The sequence below is a fragment of the Entomohabitans teleogrylli genome (assembly GCF_001484765.1).
In the GTDB taxonomy this organism is placed as follows: domain Bacteria; phylum Pseudomonadota; class Gammaproteobacteria; order Enterobacterales; family Enterobacteriaceae; genus Entomohabitans; species Entomohabitans teleogrylli.
The window spans coordinates 150,155-170,086 of the sequence record NZ_LLXO01000007.1 but is presented as its reverse complement, the minus strand read 5'-3'; the positions used below and the strand labels follow the sequence as shown (position 1 = coordinate 170,086).

The 19,932-nt window shown below is 56.2% G+C and carries 16 protein-coding genes; 2 read left to right on the top strand and 14 right to left on the bottom strand.

Features of this window, described 5'->3' with window-relative positions; all coding sequences use genetic code 11:
* Nucleotides 1-28 precede the first annotated feature (28 nt).
* The 14 genes from murG to leuO all read right to left on the bottom strand — a co-directional run bounded on the left by murG (nt 29) and on the right by leuO (nt 16,439).
* Nucleotides 29-1,096: an undecaprenyldiphospho-muramoylpentapeptide beta-N-acetylglucosaminyltransferase gene (gene murG / locus AQ981_RS13450; RefSeq protein WP_058912251.1), complete on the bottom strand. Its 1,068-nt coding sequence runs from the start codon at nt 1,094-1,096 to the stop codon at nt 29-31.
* The gene (gene ftsW / locus AQ981_RS13445; RefSeq protein ID WP_058912250.1) at nt 1,096-2,337 is read right to left on the bottom strand and encodes a cell division protein FtsW; all 1,242 of its coding nucleotides are present in this window, start codon (nt 2,335-2,337) and stop codon (nt 1,096-1,098) included. The genes murG and ftsW overlap by 1 nt, the downstream gene beginning before the upstream one ends.
* Nucleotides 2,337-3,653: a UDP-N-acetylmuramoyl-L-alanine--D-glutamate ligase gene (gene murD, locus AQ981_RS13440; RefSeq protein ID WP_058912249.1), complete on the bottom strand. Its 1,317-nt coding sequence runs from the start codon at nt 3,651-3,653 to the stop codon at nt 2,337-2,339. The genes ftsW and murD overlap by 1 nt, the downstream gene beginning before the upstream one ends.
* Nucleotides 3,654-3,655: 2 nt before the next feature.
* Nucleotides 3,656-4,738 carry a phospho-N-acetylmuramoyl-pentapeptide-transferase gene (gene mraY, locus AQ981_RS13435; RefSeq protein ID WP_058912248.1) on the bottom strand — a complete coding sequence of 361 codons (1,083 nt, stop codon included), beginning with the start codon at nt 4,736-4,738 and terminating at the stop codon, nt 3,656-3,658.
* Nucleotides 4,732-6,090, bottom strand: coding sequence for a UDP-N-acetylmuramoyl-tripeptide--D-alanyl-D-alanine ligase (gene murF, locus AQ981_RS13430; protein WP_058912247.1), 1,359 nt, complete (start codon nt 6,088-6,090; stop codon nt 4,732-4,734). Before murF ends, mraY begins: the two co-directional genes overlap by 7 nt.
* Nucleotides 6,087-7,574: a UDP-N-acetylmuramoyl-L-alanyl-D-glutamate--2,6-diaminopimelate ligase gene (gene murE / locus AQ981_RS13425; RefSeq protein WP_058912246.1), complete on the bottom strand. Its 1,488-nt coding sequence runs from the start codon at nt 7,572-7,574 to the stop codon at nt 6,087-6,089. The genes murF and murE overlap by 4 nt, the downstream gene beginning before the upstream one ends.
* Nucleotides 7,561-9,327: a peptidoglycan glycosyltransferase FtsI gene (locus AQ981_RS13420; RefSeq protein WP_058912245.1), complete on the bottom strand. Its 1,767-nt coding sequence runs from the start codon at nt 9,325-9,327 to the stop codon at nt 7,561-7,563. Before AQ981_RS13420 ends, murE begins: the two co-directional genes overlap by 14 nt.
* 33 nt (nt 9,328-9,360) lie before the next feature.
* Entirely contained in the window at nt 9,361-9,726 is a 366-nt protein-coding gene (gene ftsL, locus AQ981_RS13415; RefSeq protein ID WP_058912244.1) for a cell division protein FtsL, read from the bottom strand.
* Nucleotides 9,723-10,664, bottom strand: coding sequence for a 16S rRNA (cytosine(1402)-N(4))-methyltransferase RsmH (gene rsmH / locus AQ981_RS13410; protein ID WP_058912243.1), 942 nt, complete (start codon nt 10,662-10,664; stop codon nt 9,723-9,725). The genes ftsL and rsmH overlap by 4 nt, the downstream gene beginning before the upstream one ends.
* 3 nt (nt 10,665-10,667) lie before the next feature.
* Entirely contained in the window at nt 10,668-11,126 is a 459-nt protein-coding gene (gene mraZ / locus AQ981_RS13405; RefSeq protein WP_058912242.1) for a division/cell wall cluster transcriptional repressor MraZ, read from the bottom strand.
* A gap of 553 nt (nt 11,127-11,679) precedes the next feature.
* Nucleotides 11,680-12,684, bottom strand: coding sequence for a catabolite repressor/activator (gene cra, locus AQ981_RS13400; protein WP_058912241.1), 1,005 nt, complete (start codon nt 12,682-12,684; stop codon nt 11,680-11,682).
* Nucleotides 12,685-12,856: 172 nt separating this feature from the next.
* Complete coding sequence (gene ilvN / locus AQ981_RS13395) at nt 12,857-13,348, bottom strand: acetolactate synthase small subunit (RefSeq protein ID WP_058912240.1); 492 nt, start codon at nt 13,346-13,348, stop codon at nt 12,857-12,859.
* 2 nt (nt 13,349-13,350) lie between these two features.
* Nucleotides 13,351-15,075, bottom strand: a complete 1,725-nt coding sequence (ilvI, locus tag AQ981_RS13390) for an acetolactate synthase 3 large subunit (protein WP_082683199.1) — start codon at nt 15,073-15,075, stop codon at nt 13,351-13,353.
* A 419-nt stretch (nt 15,076-15,494) separates the two neighbouring features.
* Nucleotides 15,495-16,439 (bottom strand): transcriptional regulator LeuO, encoded by a 945-nt coding sequence (gene leuO, locus AQ981_RS13385; RefSeq protein ID WP_058912238.1) that lies wholly within the window; start codon nt 16,437-16,439, stop codon nt 15,495-15,497.
* An 825-nt stretch (nt 16,440-17,264) separates the two neighbouring features.
* On the opposite strand from leuO, the gene leuA reads away from it, so the two are divergent.
* Nucleotides 17,265-18,839 (top strand): 2-isopropylmalate synthase, encoded by a 1,575-nt coding sequence (gene leuA / locus AQ981_RS13380; RefSeq protein WP_058912237.1) that lies wholly within the window; start codon nt 17,265-17,267, stop codon nt 18,837-18,839.
* 1 nt (nt 18,840) lies between these two features.
* Entirely contained in the window at nt 18,841-19,932 is a 1,092-nt protein-coding gene (leuB, locus tag AQ981_RS13375; RefSeq protein ID WP_058912236.1) for a 3-isopropylmalate dehydrogenase, read from the top strand.

The following is a 19,932-nucleotide window of genomic DNA, read 5'->3' as shown; positions in this document are numbered from 1 at the left end:
GCCACAGCGCACATCCACAAAAAGCCGATCAGGGCAGCGCGGCGGCGCTGACTTCGCCAGCGACCCGCTCGGTGGCATCGGGAATCGACGCCGCCCGGGCGCGCACGGCCATCGCCAGTAGCGTCGCTCTGTCCCACCCGGCCAGCACTTCTGCAACGGCAGCCGCCGTAAACTGCGGCTGCTCCAGTATTTTCGCCGCGCCGGCTTTCTCAAGCGGCAGCGCATTCCAGTATTGCTGCCTGTCTTTATGCTGGAACGGCACAAACAGCGCTGGCAATCCGGCAGCGGCGACCTCACTGACTGTCAGCGCTCCGGAGCGGCAAACGATCACATCCGCCCAGGCATAGGCTGCCGCCATATCGTCAATAAACTCGGTGACCTTATGACCCGCCTGTCCGGCAGCCGCATAGGCCTGGCGCACTGTTTCCTGCGCCCCTTTACCGCTCTGATGCCAGACAGTAATGCGATCGCCCAGCAGACCTGCCACCTCGGGCATCGTCTGGTTCAGCACCCTGGCGCCCTGCGAACCGCCAACCACCAGCACCCGCACCGGACCGCTCCGGTCAGCATAGCGCGCCTGCGGCGCCGGCAGCGCCAGCACGTCGGTGCGCACCGGATTGCCGACCACATCGGCATCGGGAAACGCGCCAGGGAACGCCTGCATCACTTTGCTGGCAATTTTCGCCAGCCATTTGTTAGTTAACCCGGCAATCCCATTCTGTTCGTGCAGCACCACCGGAATGCCCAGCGACCAGGCCGCCAGGCCGCCAGGGCCGGAAACATAGCCGCCCATGCCCAGCACCACATCGGGTTTAAAACGCTTCATGATCGCCCGGGCCTGACGCCAGGCGTTAAAAATACGCACCGGCGCCAGCAGTAGCGCTTTCAGCCCTTTACCGCGCAGACCAGAAATACGAATAAAATCGATCTCAATACCGTGCTTTGGCACCAGGTCGGCTTCCATGCGATCGGCGGTTCCCAGCCAGCGCACCTGCCAGCCCTGTTCCATCAGATGATGGGCAACGGCCAACCCCGGAAACACATGACCTCCGGTTCCCCCCGCCATCACCATCAACCGACGCGTTTTGCCGCTCATCAGGCACCTCGTGTAAACGCCTGGGCCTTCGCCAGACGCGTTTCATAATCAATACGTAACAACAGCATGATGGCCGTCGACATAATCAACAGACTGGAACCGCCATAACTGATCAGCGGCAGCGTCAGCCCTTTGGTGGGCAGCATCCCCGCCGCCGCGCCGACGTTCACCAGCGCCTGGAAGCTGAACCAGATACCGATCGAACAAGCCAGGAAGCCGGAAAAACGCTGATCCATCTCCAGCGCGCGCCGCCCAATCGACATAGCACGAAAAGCGACGAAGAATACCATCAAAAGTGCCAGCACCACACCGATATATCCGAGTTCCTCCCCAATAATGGAGAAGATAAAGTCGGTGTGCGCTTCCGGCAGATACTCCAGTTTCTGAACCGAGTTGCCGAGCCCCTGGCCCCACAGTTCCCCGCGGCCAAACGCCATCAGCGACTGGGTCAGCTGGTAGCCGCTGCCGAAGGGATCTTCCCACGGGTTCCAGAACGAGGTCACACGCCGGATACGATAAGGCTCCGCCAGAATCAGCAGCACTACCGCCGAAATCCCCATACCGATGATAGCGATGAACTGCCAGAGCTTGGCACCGGCCAGAAACAGCATCGCCAGGGTAGTCACAAACAGTACCACTACCGTCCCGAGATCCGGCTGCGCCAGCAGCAATACGGCCATCACCAGAATCACGCCCATCGGTTTCAGGAAGCCGCGCAGGTTGTTACGCACCTCATCGACCTTGCGCACCAGGTAGTTGGAGAGGAAACAGAACAACGACAGCTTGGAAAACTCTGCTGGCTGAATACGCAGCGGCCCGAGCGAGATCCAGCGCGACGCCCCGTTCACCGAGCTCCCCACCACCAGAACAATCAACAGCATAACAATCGAGGCGATGAGCATTGCGGCGCTGTAGCGCTGCCAGAACTCCATTGGCAGACGCAGCGTGATCATCGCCAGCAGGAAGGCGAGGATCAGATACACACCATCGCGCTTGGCAAACAAAAACGGATCGTTGGCCAGCCGCTGACCCACCGGCATGGATGCCGAGGTCACCATAACAAAACCGATCGCCGCCAGGCCCAGCGTCAACCATAACAGCGTGCGGTCATAAAGCACCATGCTGTTGGATTCGGCTTCTTTTGAGCCCATCACCCAGCCTTTCAGCGCGTTAAACAGCCACGCCAGGATACCAAACCCTGGAATTCGCGGCATACGCAGGCGTGGGAGAGAAAAATGCATTACCCCAACTCCTTCGCAAGGCGGGCAAAACAGTCGCCCCGCTGTTCAAAATTTTTAAACTGGTCGAGACTGGCGCAGGCCGGAGACAACAGAACCATATCCCCCGGCGCTACCCGCGCCGCAATCAGCTTCATTGCCTCGTCCATTGTCCCGGTCCGGGTGGCGACATCCGGGCGCAGTTCCGCCAGTTGCGCGCCATCCCGACCAAAGCAGTACAGGCGGACCTTATCCCCCTGCAGATAGCGCCCCAGCGGCGAGAAATCCGCCGACTTACCGTCCCCGCCCAGCAGCAGATGCAGCGTACCCTCAACCTGCAGGCCGTTCAGCGCCGCTTCCGTGCTGCCGACATTGGTCGCCTTGGAGTCGTTAATCCAGCGCACTCCATTGCGTTCATGCACCAGTTGGAAACGGTGCGCCAGGCCAGTAAAGGTGGTCAGCGCTTTCAGACTACTGGCGCGCGGCAAACCAACCGCATCCGCCAGCGCCAGCGCCGCCAGCGCGTTGGTATAGTTATGCTGCCCGCCGAGTACCATCTCTTTAACGTTGAGAACCTTTTCGCCTTTAACCCGCAGCCAGATATCGCCCTGCTGGCGATTAAGGTGATAATCCCCGACATCAACGCCAAAACTGACGCAGCGTTCATCGGCGCCGCGCACCGGCATGGTCAGCGCATCATCCGCATTTACCACGCAGACTCTGGCGTTTTCATAAATTCGCAGTTTCGCCGCGCGATATTGCTGCAGACCCAGCGGATAACGGTCCATATGATCTTCGGTGACATTCAGGATGGTGGCCGCCGCCGCATGCAGGCTGCTGGTCGTTTCCAGTTGGAAGCTGGAAAGCTCCAGAACATACAGCTCACAGTGTTGCTCCAGCAGCATCAGCGCCGGCACGCCAATATTACCGCCGACGCCAACATTGATTCCCGCCGCCTTTGCCATCTCCCCGACCAGTGTAGTAACGGTGCTTTTACCGTTAGATCCGGTGATCGCTACAATCGGCGCCTGAGCCTCACGACAGAACAGTTCGACATCGCCGACAATTTCCACCCCGGCGTCCGCCGCGGCGCGCAGCGCGGGATTCGCCAGAGCAATCCCCGGGCTGGCGACGATCAGATCGGATCCCAGCAGCCATTCATCATTCAGGTCGCCAAGCCAGCGATCGACTTCCGGCGGCAATTTATCCAGACCAGGGGGCGCCACGCGGGTATCCATCACGCGCGGCGTAACGCCCCGCGCCAGAAAGAAGTTCACGCAGGAAAGGCCCGTCAGCCCAAGCCCGATAATGACAACCTTTTTGCCCTGGTAATCCGCCATAATTAACGCACCTTCAGCGTGGCCAGGCCGATCAGGACCAGCATCAGCGAAATAATCCAGAAGCGCACAATGACGCGCGGTTCCGGCCAGCCTTTCAGTTCATAGTGGTGATGGATCGGCGCCATGCGGAAAATACGCTGGCCGCGTAGCTTGAACGATCCCACCTGCAAAATCACCGACAGGGTTTCCACCACGAAAACACCGCCCATGATCACTAACAGAAACTCCTGACGCAGCAGCACGGCGATGGTGCCCAGCGCCCCGCCCAGCGCCAGCGAGCCGACATCCCCCATAAACACCTGGGCCGGGTAAGTGTTGAACCACAAGAACCCTAACCCCGCGCCGACAATCGCGGTACAGACAATCACCAGTTCCCCGGCGTGGCGCAGATACGGAATATGCAGGTAACTGGCGAAATTCATGTTGCCGGTTGCCCAGGCCACCAGCGCGAAACCCGCCGCGACAAATACCGTCGGCATAATTGCCAGGCCATCAAGACCATCGGTCAGGTTCACCGCGTTGCCGGTACCGACAATCACAAAATAGGCGAGAATGATGTAGAAAATGCCCAATTGCGGCACGACATCTTTAAAGAACGGCACCACCAGCTCGGTAGCCGGCGTGTCTTTACCAGCGATATACAGCGCAAAAGCCACTGCCAGCGCAATCGCCGACATCCAGAAATATTTCCAGCGCGCAATCAATCCCTTAGTATCTTTGCGCACCACTTTACGGTAGTCGTCGACAAAACCGACGATGCCGTAGCCCACCAGCACAAACAGCACGCACCAGACGTAAGGGTTGGACGGGTAAGCCCACATCAGCACCGAAATAACGATCGAGGTGAGGATCATGATCCCCCCCATGGTCGGAGTACCGCGCTTGCTGAAGTGCGATTCCGGGCCGTCGTTACGCACCACCTGACCGAACGAGAGCTGTTGCAGGCGGGCGATCATGCGCGGTCCCATCCACAGAGAGATCACCAGCGCAGTCAGCAGGCTGACAATGGCGCGAAACGTCAGATACGAAAAGACGTTAAAGCCAGAATAATATTTGACCAAATGCTCAGCCAGCCACACTAACATGTTCCCATCTCCTGTATCGCATGCACGACCTCTTCCATGGCGGCACTACGTGAACCTTTCACCAATAGCGTCATGACCTCGTGTTCCGCCATCAGGGCTTTCACGTACTCAATAAGCGACAATTTATTCTCAAAATGCTGGCCAACGCCGCTGGCCTGACTGATAGCCGCGCTCCGGGCGCCGACGCTCAGAACTTGATCAATGCCCGCCGCCCGGGCGGCTTCTCCCACCTGGCGGTGGCAGGCATCGGACTCGGCGCCCAGTTCCGCCATATCGCCAACGATCATCACGCGAAACCCGGGCATTTCCGACAACACCTGCGCGGCGGCGGTCATTGAGCCAACATTGGCGTTATAGCTATCGTCGAGCAACAGTTTGCCCTGCCCCAGCGCAATCGGATACAGACGTCCCGGAACCGCCTTCAGTTCCGCCAGACCGGTTTTAATGGCGCTGAGCGGCGCGCCGGCGGCCAACGCCAGAGCCGAAGCGGCCAGCGCATTAGCGATGTTGTGACGCCCCGGCAGCGGCAGCAGTACATCCTGGCGCCCCTGCGGCGTTACAAGAGTAAACGCCGTTCCCTGTGCGGTGATGGCAACGTTCTCGGCGAAGAAATCGCAGTGCGCATCGCCGGGCGAAAAGCGCCACGTGGTGCGATCGCCGATAGTGCTTCGCCAGCGCGGCCAGTCATTACTGTCGGCGTTAATAATGGCGACGCCACTGGCGGACAGCCCGGTAAAGATCTCCCCTTTGGCCTTCGCAACCCCTTCCAGAGAACCGAAGCCTTCCAGATGCGCCGCCGCCAGATTATTGACCAGCGCCGCCTGCGGTTGCGTCAGACTGACCGTCCAGGCGATCTCCCCCTGGTGGTTGGCGCCGAGTTCAATGACCGCAAAGTCATGCTCCCGGGTCAATCGCAGCAGCGTCATCGGTACGCCAATATCGTTATTCAAATTGCCGGCGGTATAGAGGGTATTGCCGCACTGACGCAGAATGGCTGCCGTCATCTCTTTCACCGAGGTTTTGCCCGACGAGCCGGTCAGCGCCACCACCCGGGCCGGCGCCTGCTGACGAACCCATGCCGCCAGTTGACCAAACGCCAGACGTGTATCTGCCACGACCACCTGCGGGACAGCGATATCCAGTTCGCGACTGACCAGCAGCGCCCCGGCGCCGCCCGCGACCGCCTGATCGGCGAAATCATGCGCATCAAAACGCTCGCCGCGCAACGCAACAAACAGGCAGCCGGGCGTCAGGTTACGGGTATCAGTAGTCACGGCGCTGATTTCAGCATCGGCGCCGACGTGGCGCCCGCCGAGCAGGGTCGCCATCTGTGAGAGCGTAAGGCTAATCATGCCACGACTCCCAGCAGGCGCGCTGCCGTTACCCGGTCGGAGTAATCCAGACGACGCGTGCCAACAATTTGATAATCTTCATGCCCTTTACCGGCTACCAGCACCAGATCGGCGGCCGCGGCCTGCATAATGGCGTTAGTAACCGCCTGCGCGCGACCGGCAACGGCGTGAACACGCCCGGCATCCACCATGCCAGCGAGAATATCCGCCACGATCGCCCCGGGTTCTTCGGTACGCGGATTGTCGTCGGTCACCACCACCACATCGGCGTACTGTTCCGCAATAGCCCCCATAAGTGGGCGCTTACCTTTATCGCGATCGCCGCCGCAGCCAAACACACACCACAGCTTACCGGAACAGTGCAAACGCGCGGCTTCCAGCGCTTTTTCCAGCGCATCCGGAGTATGGGCATAATCCACCACCACCGTCGGTTTTCCGGGAGCGCTGAAAACTTCCATACGCCCACACACCGGCTGCAGCCGCGATGCACTCTCCAGCAGACGCGCCAGCGGATAGCCCAGCGCCAGCAGAGTCGCCAGCGCCAGTAACAGGTTACTGACGTTAAACGCTCCCATCAGACGGCTTTCAATTTCGCCCCCGCCCCAGGAGGAAGTGAAGCGCACTGTTGCGCCCCGATCGTGGTAGCTGATGGCGGTGGTTTTCAGCCAGCGGCCATGGCAGTCAGGGTTAATACGATCGTCCATGGACACCGCGACGGCATCCGGCAAGTTCGCCAGCCAGCGCTGCCCGACATCGTCGTCGGCGTTGATGATCGCCTGACCATAGACATGGCTGGAAAACAACTGCCACTTCGCGGCTTCGTAATGTTCCATATCACCATGGTAATCAAGGTGATCGCGGCTCAGGTTAGTAAACACCGAGGCGGCGAATTTCAGGGCGGCTACCCGGTGCTGCACCAGGCCATGGGAAGAGACTTCCATCGCGGCAAAGGTTGCCCCCTGGTCGACCAGCCCCGCCAGCACCTGCTGAACGTCAACCGCCGAACCGGTGGTGTTCTCCGTCGGGCTGACTTTGCCCAACAGACCGTTGCCGACCGTCCCCATCACCGCGCTGGTTTCGCCCAGCAATTGGCTCCACTGGGCCAGCAGCTGGGTGGTGGTGGTTTTACCGTTAGTCCCGGTAACCGCCACCAGACGTAATGCTTCTGAAGGCTGATGGTAAAATCGCCCGGCCAGCGCGGATAAACGCTGATTAAGCTGGCTGAGATAAATGACCGGCACACCGTGAATCTCGCGGATTTCTCCGTCACGGGCTTCACCTTCCGCCTCAGCCACTATGGCAGCTACGCCTTGCGCTATCGCCTGCGGGATATAACGACGCCCGTCCGCCTGATGACCGACCACTGCGACAAAAAGATCCCCCGACGCTGCGACACGGCTGTCGAGCGTCATCTCTCGCAGTGCTCGCCCGGGCGCCGAAGGCACCCATGGGGCGAGTAGGTCGCGCAAATTACGATCTGCCACCTTTACCCTCTTCCTGGTTAATTACAAATTCACTTTTTTCGCCCGTCGCCAGCGCGTCAGGCTCAATATTCATGGTGCGTAGTACACCGCCCATGATGGCGCCGAATACCGGCGCCGAAACCGCACCGCCGTAGTATTTACCAGCCTGCGGATCGTTAATCACCACCACCAGCGCAAAACGCGGCTGGCTGGCGGGCGCAACGCCGGCGGTATAGGCAATGTATTTATTGATGTAGCGCCCGTCCGGCCCGACCTTCTTGGCGGTACCGGTCTTAATCGCGATACGGTAACCTTTGATCGCCGCCTTCACGCCGCCGCCGCCCGGCAGCGCCACGCTTTCCATCATATGCACCACGGTACGCACGATGGCCTCAGGGAAAATGCGCTCCCCGGGTACTGGCGGATCGACTTTGGTGATCGACAGCGGACGATACACGCCGTAACTGCCGATGGTTGCGTAGACTCGCGCTAACTGTAACGGCGTTACCATTAGCCCGTAGCCGAAAGAAAAGGTGGCCCTCTCTATGTCAGACCACCGTTGTTTTTTTGGATATAAGCCACTGCGTTCTCCGACCAACCCCAAATTGGTCGATTTTCCCAGTCCAAAACGTGAGTAAGTATCTACTAACGCTGAGGAGGGCATCGCTAACGCCAGTTTTGAAACCCCGACGTTACTCGACTTCTGAAGCACCCCGGTAAGGGTCAATTCGCTGTACCGCGCTACGTCTTTGATCTCATGACCATTGATTAAGTACGGAACGGTATTCAGAACACTGTTTTCACGCACCACGCCGCGTTGCAGCGCCGACATAACAACCATCGGCTTAACCGTTGAACCCGGTTCAAACACGTCGGTGATGGTACGGTTACGCATCACCTCTTTCGGCGTGCCGGTGAGATTGTTCGGGTTGTAGGAAGGGCTATTGGCCATGGCCAACACTTCGCCGGTGTTGACATCCACCAGCACCGCGCTGCCGGATTCCGCTTTGTTGAACGCCACGGCGTTGTTGAGTTCGCGGTAAACCAGCGCCTGCAGGCGCTCATCAATACTCAGCGCCAGGTTGTGCGCCGCCTGGCTGTCGGTGGAGGAGATATCCTCAATCACCCGGCCATAGCGGTCTTTACGGACAATACGTTCGCCAGGCTGACCAGTCAGCCATTTATCAAAGCTTTTCTCGACCCCTTCGATCCCCTGGCTGTCGACGTTGGTAAAGCCGATGAGGTGAGCGGTCACTTCGCCGGATGGATAGTAACGACGGGACTCTTCACGCAGATGAATCCCCGGCAGTTTCAGCTTTTTAATGTATTCGCCGATATCCGGGTTCACCTGACGCGCCAGGTAGATAAAACGCCCTTTCGGGTTAGCGTTTACCCGCGCCGCCAACTGGTCGAGGGGAATTTTCAGCGCGTCGGAAAGGGCCTTCCAGCGGTTATCCAGAGTAATACCGCCGGCATCGTGCAGTTCTTTCGGATCGGCCCAAATAGCTTTCACCGGCACCGATACGGCCAGCGGACGGCCGGAGCGGTCGGTAATCATGCCGCGGGAGGTGGACACCTCCTGCACCCGCAGGGAACGCATGTCGCCCTGACGCACCAGCATGTCCGGATTGATAATCTGCAACCAGGCGACGCGCCCGAGTAAAAACACCAGCGCCAGCAAAATACAGCCGCAAAGCAACGCAAAACGCCAACCTATAAAGTTGGCCTGTTCTTCCTGTTTTCTTGACTTAAGCGATTTTGTCGCTGCTCTCATCGGTTGCGTTATTCCTTATTGCTGCACCTGTTTTTACTGCTGTACGACGATATTTTCCTGTGCCGGATCGACGTGCTGCATTTGCAGCTTTTCGGTGGCGATCCGCTCTACCCGGCTGTGATCGCCAAGGGCGTTTTCTTCAAGGATCAGGTTGCGCCACTCAATATCCAGCGCATCCCGCTCCAGCACTAACTGTTCGCGCTGAGCGGTTAATAACCGCGTCTTGTGCGCTGTGGTCACCACCAGAATGGCGGTAACGATAATGGCAATGAAAAGACAGAGTGGCAGTTTCCCGTGACGCAACAGATCGCCGCCGATCACGCCAGGCAATGCGTGGCGCTCGCTGCTTCCCAACGATCCTGTAACTTTGCTCAGGGTCTCCGACACTCTGCCCATCATGCGTTCGTCCTCTCTGCAATACGCAGCACTGAACTCCGGGCACGTGAATTCTCAGCCACTTCTTCTTCACCCGGCATCAACTTTCCTAATGCCTTCAATTGACGACCACCCAGCTTCCTGAGTTGCTCTTCGGTCATCGGGATTCCCGCCGGCACCTGCGGACCGCGACTGTATTCACGCATAAAGCGCTTCACCAGACGATCTTCAAGCGAGTGGAAACTGATAATCGAGAGCCGCCCTCCCGGGGCAAGTACGCCAATCGAGCCTTTTAGCGCCAGCTCGATCTCCTCCAGTTCACTGTTAACCCAGATACGCACCGCCTGGAAGGTACGGGTAGCAGGGTGTTTAAATTTGTCTTTTACCGGCGTCGCCGCCGCGACCACGTCCGCCAGTTCTTTAGTGCGGGTCATGGGTTGTTCGCGATTGCGCGTGACAATGGCGCGAGCAATCCGTTTAGCAAAACGCTCTTCGCCATAGGTTTTCAGCACCCAGGCGATATCAGCTTCCCCGGCATTCAGCAGCCACTCCGCCGCCGACTGCCCGCGGCTGGGATCCATGCGCATATCCAGCGGACCATCGCGCATGAAGGAAAACCCGCGCTCAGGATCGTCAAGCTGAGGAGAAGAGACGCCAAGATCGAGCAGGATACCGTCGATCCTGCCCTGAAGATCGCGCTCGCCGACATATTCAGCCAGCGCGGAGAAAGGGCCGTGTACGATGGAAAAACGAGGATCATCAATCGCCTGCGCCGCCGCGATCGCCTGCGGATCGCGATCGATCGCCAGCAGACGGCCTTCCGGCCCCAGCCGGGACAGAATAAGCCGTGAGTGACCACCCCGACCAAAGGTGCCATCAATGTAGATACCGTCCTGACGAATGTTCAGGCCATTAACAGCCTCATCAAGCAGCACCGTGGTGTGTTTAAAATTTTCCATCATTAATTAGAGTGACAAGTCCTGCAACCGCTCTGACAGGGCTCCTGCCGAGGATTGCTCAGCGTCAATATCTTCCCTGACCTGTCGATACCACGTCGTTTCATCCCACAGTTCAAATTTGTTGAACTGCCCGACCAGCATCACTTCTTTTGTTAACCCGGCATGCTGTCTGAGTACCGGCGCCAGCAGTAAACGCCCGGCGTTGTCCATCTGGCACTCACTGGCATGCCCGAGCAGTAATCGCTGAACGCGCCGCTCCGCCGGGTTCATGCTCGACAGCCGCGACAGCTTTTGTTCAATGATTTCCCACTCCGGGAGGGTGTAAAGCAACAGGCACGGGTGATGGATGTCAATGGTACAGACCATTTGACCCGAAGAGACCTCGAGCAGTTTTTCCCGGTAACGGGTAGGTACGGCGAGCCGTCCCTTACTGTCGAGGTTGACTAACGTTGCCCCACGGAACATGCCAGCCTCACTCTTTTGCCCCTTTACACCACTTTATCCCACAAAATCCCACTAAAAGAGTTTACGGAGCACAGGAAAAGCTTGTCAAGCCAACTACCACCTGAAACGGAATAAAACTCTGCCCACAACCACCAAAAAAGTGAGCGGAAAAATAGAATCGCTACGGCGAGGCATAATTAACGCTATGAATATTTGCAAGAAAAATGACGAATACGCACAGGAAACGTTAAAAAAGCTGAAAACGGTGTAAATAAAAACAACATGCTCAGTTTGCGACGCGGGCGGCATTTTAAGGCAATTCTGTCGCAGATAACAGGGCTGTGACGCGCTCCAGCCCGGGCCGGGCGCCGTCAGGGCGGATAAGCCGATGAGATTCACAGAATTTTCAGGAAGAAAGAGTGTAACAAATAAAGACAGGAGTATTCACAGCAGGGATATAATAAACAAACACGTATTTCCAGTGTATATAATTAAATGCAGAGCGCGTTAAAAACGAATCTGATAAACAAGACTTTTCCTAACAGGATAAAGGCAGCGAATGCTGCCTTTATGTTCAACGCCGGCTTAAATTACCGCGCCGGTATAGATTACGGCGAATACGGGTCAACCCGGGTTTCGGCTTCCTGGGTTCATCGAGGCTGGCCAACACCAGCTCCAGCACCCGCTCCGCCACATCGCGGTGGCGCTGCGCCACGGCTAAAACCGGACACTGGAGAAAATCCAGCAGTTCATGATCGCCGAAGGTCGCGATGGCCAGATCGGCAGGCAAACGGCCTTCCCGGCGCAGCGTCACATCCATCACCCCCTGCAGTAGCGCGAATGAGGTGGTAAACAGCGCCTGTGGCATCGGATGGGTTTCCAGCCATTTGCCGAACAACTGCGCCGCCACTTCCCGCTCGTAACTGTCGGCATACAGGTAATCTACCTGGCGCGGATCGTCCTTCCATGCACTGCGAAATCCCTGTTCACGCAGAAAGCTGACCGAAAGTTCCGGCAACGCCCCAAGGTACAAAACCCGCTCGGCAGGAAATTTACGCAGTTCTTCCGCCAGCATCTCCGAATCTTCCTGATCGGCGCCGACCACGCTGGTAAAATGCTCCCGATCCAGCGCCCGGTCCAGAGCGATAATCGGGAAGCTATCCTTCGCCCAGCGCTGGTAAAACGGGTGCTCCGGCGGCAGCGAGGTGGAGACAATAATCGCATCCACCTGGCGCTGCAGCAGATGCTCAATACAGCGCATTTCGTTATCCGGCTGATCCTCTGAACAGGCGATCAGCAGTTGATAGCCGCGCTGACGCGCCTGGCGTTCCAGATAGTTAGCAATACGGGTATAACTGGTATTTTCCAGATCCGGAATCACCAGACCAATCGAACGGGTACGCCCGGCGCGCAGCCCCGCCGCCACCGCGTTTGGATGGTAGTTATGCTCCCGTACCACCGCCATGACTTTTTCAACGGTTTTATCGCTGACCCGGTACTGGCGCGCTTTACCGTTGATGACATAGCTTGCCGTGGTACGCGATACGCCAGCTAACCGCGCAATTTCGTCCAGTTTCACTGTGACCCCTTAATGAATGAGTTACTCCGTAACCTTGCTATGGTTAATAGGTTACAACTTTTCATTGCGACGCGCAGGAGAATATCCGCAAAGCGCGTAGCGGAGTGGCGAATTCCAAAAAAAAGCCCGGCGCATTCTGCCAGGCTTGTGAAGCGGCTCACACCACGCGCGGTCAGCGCATGACCTTCTCGCCCCGCGACAGCCCGACAATACCGGAACGGGCCACTTCGACGATTTTCGCCACTTCGCGAATGGTGGCGAGAAACGCATCCAGTTTTTCGCTGGTGCCAGCCAGTTGTACGGTATAAATCGCCGGCGTGACATCAATAATCTGACCGCGGAAAATTTCGGTACTGCGTTTCACCTCTTCGCGACCGTAGCCGCTGGCCTGCACCTTCACCAGCATGATTTCGCGCTCCACATGGGCGCCCTGACCGAGTTCGGAAACCCGCAGGACATCCACCAGCTTGTGAAGCTGCTTCTCAATTTGCTCGATCACTTTCTCATCGCCGACGGTCTGGATAGTCATCCGCGACAGCGTGGGGTCGTCAGTCGGCGCGACCGTCAGACTCTCGATATTGTATCCGCGCTGAGAGAACAACCCGATCACCCGGGACAGCGCGCCCGATTCGTTTTCCAGTAATACAGATAATATCCGGCGCATAATCAGGTTCTCTCCGTTTTGCTTAACCACATTTCGTCCATACCCCCACCGCGAATTTGCATCGGGTAAACGTGCTCGCTGCCGTCAACGTCAATATCGACAAAGACCAGGCGCTGCTGCCGGACGTGTTCCAGCGCTTCCTGCAACTTGCTTTCCAGCTCCTGGGGGTGGGAAATACCAATACCGACATGGCCATACGCTTGCGCAAGGCGCACAAAGTCAGGTAACGACTGCATATAAGACTGAGAGTGGCGGCCTGAGTAGATCATATCCTGCCACTGCTTCACCATACCGAGGTAACGGTTGTTGAGGTTCAGCACCAGCACCGGCAGGTTATATTGCAGAGCGGTGGACAGTTCCTGAATGTTCATCTGGATACTCCCATCGCCAGTGACGCAAACCACGGTTTCCTCCGGCAGCGCCATTTTCACCCCCAGCGCCGCCGGCAGGCCGAAGCCCATCGTCCCCAACCCGCCGGAGTTGATCCAGCGCCGCGGCTTATCGAAGGCATAATACAGGGCCGCAAACATCTGGTGCTGACCAACGTCAGACGTCACATAAGCGTCACCGTTGGTAAGACGATAGATGGTCTCGATCACCGCCTGCGGTTTGATTTTCCCGGAGTTGCGGTCGTAATCCAGGCTCTTACGGGCGCGCCAGTGTTCAATCTGCTGCCACCAGTCGCGAATATCATCCCCGGAGCGCTGTCCTTCTTCCTGCGCAAGCAACTCCAGCATTTGCTGCAGTACCAGACGCGCGTCGCCGACAATCGGGATATCCGCCGCAACGGTTTTGGAAATCGAGGTCGGGTCGATATCAATATGCAATACGGTGGCATCCGGGCAGTACTTCGCCAGATTATTGGTGGTGCGATCGTCAAAACGCACCCCAACGGCAAAAATCACATCGGCATTATGCATCGCCATATTGGCTTCATAGGTACCGTGCATCCCCAGCATTCCCAGCGCCTGGCGATGGGTGCCGGGAAACGCGCCCAGCCCCATTAATGAAGAAGCCACCGGAATATTGAGCGCCTGTGCTATCTGGCGCAGTTCATCATGACATTCAGCGGCAATCGCCCCACCGCCGCTGTAGATTATCGGTCTGCGGGCCGCCAGCAGCGTCTGTAGCGCACGCTTAATCTGCCCCTTATGGCCGTGGGTCGTCGGGTTATAGGAGCGCATGCTTACGGAATCCGGCCACGCATAAGGCAACTTGTGCGCCGGGTTAAGAATGTCTTTTGGCAGGTCTACCACCACCGGTCCAGGACGACCGCTGGCCGCCAGCCAGAAGGCTTTCTTCAGGACGCCGGGAATATCTTCGGTCTGTTTTACCAGAAAACTGTGCTTCACGACTGGTCGGGAAATCCCCACCATGTCGCATTCCTGAAAGGCGTCATAACCAATCAGCGACGTCGCCACCTGGCCGGAAAGTACCACCAGCGGGATAGAATCCATATAGGCTGTGGCGATACCGGTGACGGCATTGGTTGCCCCCGGCCCTGAGGTCACCAGCACGACTCCGACCTCTCCGGTAGCTCTGGCCAGACCATCCGCCATATGAACCGCCGCCTGCTCGTGGCGCACCAGTACGTGCTCAATGCCGCCAATGGTATGAAGCGCATCATAAATATCGAGAACCGCGCCCCCGGGATAACCGAATACTTGCTTCACGCCCTGATCGATAAGCGATCGGACGACCATCTCGGCTCCTGACAACATCTCCATGGTTTGCCTCCAGGCTTTCATTTTTATGTTCGACGAAGGAATCCGGTTGCCATTCGTCAATGGTACAGGCGTGTCCGCCCTGTCTGTGGATTGTCGGATCGTAGTAGAATAATCGCACTAACATAACCGCTGCAAAACAGGCAGGCAATCGAGTGCCTCACTGCGACAAATCCTTGTGAACCAGTGAGTCCCTGTAAAAATTGTTTTTTTACGTGAGAAATACTGAACGGAAGGCAGGATATTGAATAAATATCCCGAAAAATAATGTTATTGCAGTAATTTATCTAAATTTACGCTTCTGAATATTGTTGACACTGGCGACAAAGAAAATCAATACAGCATAATATACTGCAAAAGCGTGGATATATAGAAAAACAGGACATCCGTCGATGCCCTGTAATCGTGCGGCGCAAATACGCTTAGCGGTGACAAACCTGTGTCAGTAACTCTTCCATCCACTGATGGCCTTTATCACGCGCGGCAGCCTCATGCCAGGAGAGATAGCACGTCCGGCTATTCAGTTTCAGCGGTAAGGAGGTTATCTGCAGGTTCAAACTATCGGAGAATTCTTCCGCCAGCCAGCGCGGCGCAATCGCTACCAGTTGGGTCTGCGATACCACATTCAGAACGCTGGTTAATGCCGTTCCCTGATAAGCAATACAGGCCTGTTTTTCCACAGAGTCATACCACGGGGCGCTAAATGACGCGAAACGCTCCAGAGAGACCACCGCATGATGTTCGCGATACACGTCGCCTTCGCGCAATAAATTATTTACCCGCGGATGTTCACTGCTGGCGACTAATACCATTTCATCGCGAAACAGGGGAATACAGTTAAATTCAGGACGGCGAAATTCATCATAACCGATTACAAACTCGGTTTCCTGATAACGTAGTTGATGTTCAATATTCTGATTCAGCGATGATTTAAAAAGTAATTGTATATTCGGCGCCGCCTGTTTCACTTGATTATAAATAAGTGAAGTCAGCTGATTATCCAGCGGACTACAGACACACAGATTAAATGTTCTGTCGCTGGTCAGAGGATCAAAACCGGCCCCCGGCAGTTCGTTCTGGATTAACTGCAGCGCCTGACGCACTGAGCCAAATAGCTGATAGGCCCGGGCCGTTGGCTGAATACCACGTCCATAACGCACAAATAGCTCGTCATTAAACATTATCTTTAAACGCGCCACGGCATTACTGACCGCGGGTTGCGACATACCCAGCATTTGCGCTGCGCGGGTAATGTTTTGTACCTGCATTACAGCATCAAATACCGTTAATAAATTGAGATCGACCATCCTTAGCTGTGGCTTAATGGTATCGCCCACTGAGAGATTCTCAATATGCTCTTCAGACATAATTAACCCCACTGAAAATCATCATTCCTTTATTGAACGGATAGTATAAAATGCCGCTATGAAGGTGACATGCTAAATAAAAGGTAATGATGCATAATTAAGAAAACACCACGGCTAAATCGGGTGAATTCTGTTTATGGCAGTTCAATAGCCAGTCAGGGCGCCAAAGCCCCCAGGGAGTGACGGATGACAGATCAACACGCGTCCTTCTGACAACACCATCAAAACATAAAAAACGCTGGCTAACAACAATTCATATAATGAATATTAAATTAAGCACCATTTAAACATGTAACTAAAATAATGATTTAAGAGCCTTTTCCAAATGTCCATAAATAGACACCTGTCTATTCTTCAATCCTGAAACAAGAGGTATCACCGACAAATCATTACGATAATGAATATCATCAACTCTAATGTATATGTTTATAAATATTAATAAGTATTCCTGAAGTTGAACATCGGTGAAAAGTCTCTTTCTGGACAGCCATAAAAAAAACCTTATATCAGGAAATTTTCAGCACAATTCGCTAAAGCATTCCGCAAAGAATACGCCAGCATGGTCCGACGCCATAAAACAAAGGTTGACACCGCGAGCGGTATCAAGTACCACTAAAAGCACGTTCGCACGATTACCCGGAGCCCGATTTATGTTTCACGCTCAGCGCCTACTCGGTCTACTACTAAACGCATCCATTGTGCGCGGTAGACTGGTGGACGACACTCAGCGTTGAGTCGGACCCCAGAGAATAAAAACCCGCGCCATTGCGCGGGTTTTTTTATGCTCGCAGCAGAGGCGCCAGATACAGAACAAGGACCCAACCCATGAGCCAACAAGTCGTTATTTTTGATACCACATTACGTGATGGCGAGCAGGCGCTGCAGGCCAGTCTGAGCGTTAAAGAGAAACTGCAGATAGCACTGGCGCTGGAGCGCATGGGCATTGATGTCATGGAAGTCGGGTTTCCGGTCTCCTCGCCGGGTGATTTCGAGTCGGTGCAAACCATCGCCCGTAACGTCAAAAATAGCCGTGTATGCGCGCTGGCGCGCTGCGTCGAGAAAGATATCGATGTCGCCGCAGAGTCGCTGCGCGTCGCAGAAGCCTTCCGTATCCATACCTTTATCGCCACCTCGCCAATGCATATCGCCACCAAGCTGCGTAGCACCCTTGATGAGGTCATTGAGCGCGCTATTTATATGGTGAAGCGCGCGCGCAACTACACGGACGATGTCGAGTTTTCCTGTGAAGATGCCGGGCGCACGCCGATTGACGATCTGGCCCGGGTGGTGGAAGCCGCCATCAAAGCCGGCGCCAAAACCATCAATATTCCGGATACCGTGGGTTATACCCTGCCTTATGAATACGGCAGCATTATCTCTGGTTTATTTGAGCGCGTACCGAACATCGATCAGGCGATTATCTCGGTACACACTCATGACGATCTGGGAATGGCGGTCGGTAACGCAATGGCCGCAGTCCAGGCCGGCGCCCGTCAGGTGGAAGGCACGCTGAACGGGATTGGCGAGCGCGCCGGCAACTGCGCGCTGGAAGAGGTCATCATGGGCATTAAAGTGCGCGGTCAGATGATGAATGTCCACACCAACATCAATCACACTGAAATTTACCGCACCAGCCAGATAGTCAGCCAAATCTGCAATATGCCGATTCCCGCCAACAAAGCCGTTGTCGGCGCCAACGCCTTCGCTCACTCTTCCGGCATCCACCAGGATGGCGTGCTGAAGAATCGCGAAAACTACGAAATCATGACCCCGGAATCCATCGGTCTGAATCAGATCCAGTTGAACCTGACCTCCCGCTCAGGCCGCGCGGCGGTGAAACACCGCATGGAAGAGATGGGCTACCAGGAGTCGGATTACAGCCTGGATAACCTGTACGACGCCTTCCTGAAACTGGCGGATAAAAAAGGCCAGGTGTTTGATTACGATCTGGAAGCGCTGGCGTTCATCAATAAACAACAGGAAGAGCCGGAGCACTACGGTCTGGAATACTTCAGCGTCCAGTCCGGTTCCAGCGTGATGGCTACGGCATCGGTCCAGTTGGCCTGCGGCGGCGAGATCAAAGCCGAAGCCGCCACCGGCAACGGCCCGGTCGACGCGGTTTACCAGGCGATTAATCGCATTACCCGTTACGACATCGAGCTGGTGAAATACCAGTTAAGCGCCAAAGGGCACGGTAAAGACGCTTTGGGTCAGGTCGACATTGTCGCGAATTACAATGGCCGTCGTTTCCACGGCGTTGGCCTGGCGACTGATATCGTTGAATCGTCCGCAAAAGCAATGGTACATGTATTGAATAACATCTGGCGGGCCGGCGAAGTCGAGAAAGAATTACAGCGTAAAGCTCAGGTCAAAGAATATAATAAACAGGAAGCTATGTAACATGTCGAAGAACTACCATATCGCAGTCCTGCCGGGAGACGGCATCGGGCCGGAAGTCATGGCGCAGGCAATGAAAGTACTGGAGTCGGTGCGCCAGCGTTTTGATATCCGTATTACCACCAGCCAGTATGATGTCGGCGGCGCGGCAATTGATATCCACGGTACCCCGCTGCCGACGGCGACGGTGGAAGGCTGCGAACAGGCGGACGCCATTCTGTTCGGCTCGGTGGGCGGCCCGAAATGGGAACATCTGCCGCCGGCGGAACAGCCGGAACGCGGCGCGCTGCTGCCGTTGCGTAAACACTTCAAATTATTCAGCAACCTGCGCCCGGCGCGGCTGTACCAGGGACTGGAATCCTTCTGCCCGCTGCGCGCCGATATCGCCGCCAACGGCTTTGATATTCTGTGCGTGCGCGAATTAACCGGCGGTATCTATTTCGGCCAGCCGAAAGGCCGCGAAGGTAGCGGTATGTATGAAAAAGCCTACGATACCGAAGTGTACCACCGCTTTGAAATCGAACGCATTGCGCGCATTGCCTTCGAGTCCGCCCGCAAGCGGCGCAGAAAAGTGACCTCTATCGATAAAGCCAACGTTCTGCAAACCTCCCTGCTGTGGCGCGAGATCGTCAATGAAATCGCCAAAGAGTATCCGGATGTTGAACTGGGCCATATGTATATCGATAACGCCACCATGCAACTGGTGAAAGATCCCTCACAGTTCGATGTACTGCTGTGCTCCAACCTGTTCGGCGACATTCTCTCCGATGAGTGCGCCATGATCACCGGTTCTATGGGGATGTTGCCTTCCGCCAGCCTCAATGAGCAGGGTTTTGGCCTGTATGAACCGGCTGGCGGTTCGGCGCCGGATATCGCCGGTAAGAACATCGCCAACCCAATCGCCCAGATCCTGTCGCTGGCGCTGCTGCTGCGTTACAGCCTGAACGCCGACGATGCGGCGCAGGCCATTGAGCGCGCCATCAACCAGGCGCTGGAGCATGGTTTCCGCACCGGAGATCTGGCCAACGGCGGCGAGGCGATCAGTACATCGGAAATGGGCGATATTATTGCCCGCTATGTGGCGCAAGGGGTGTAA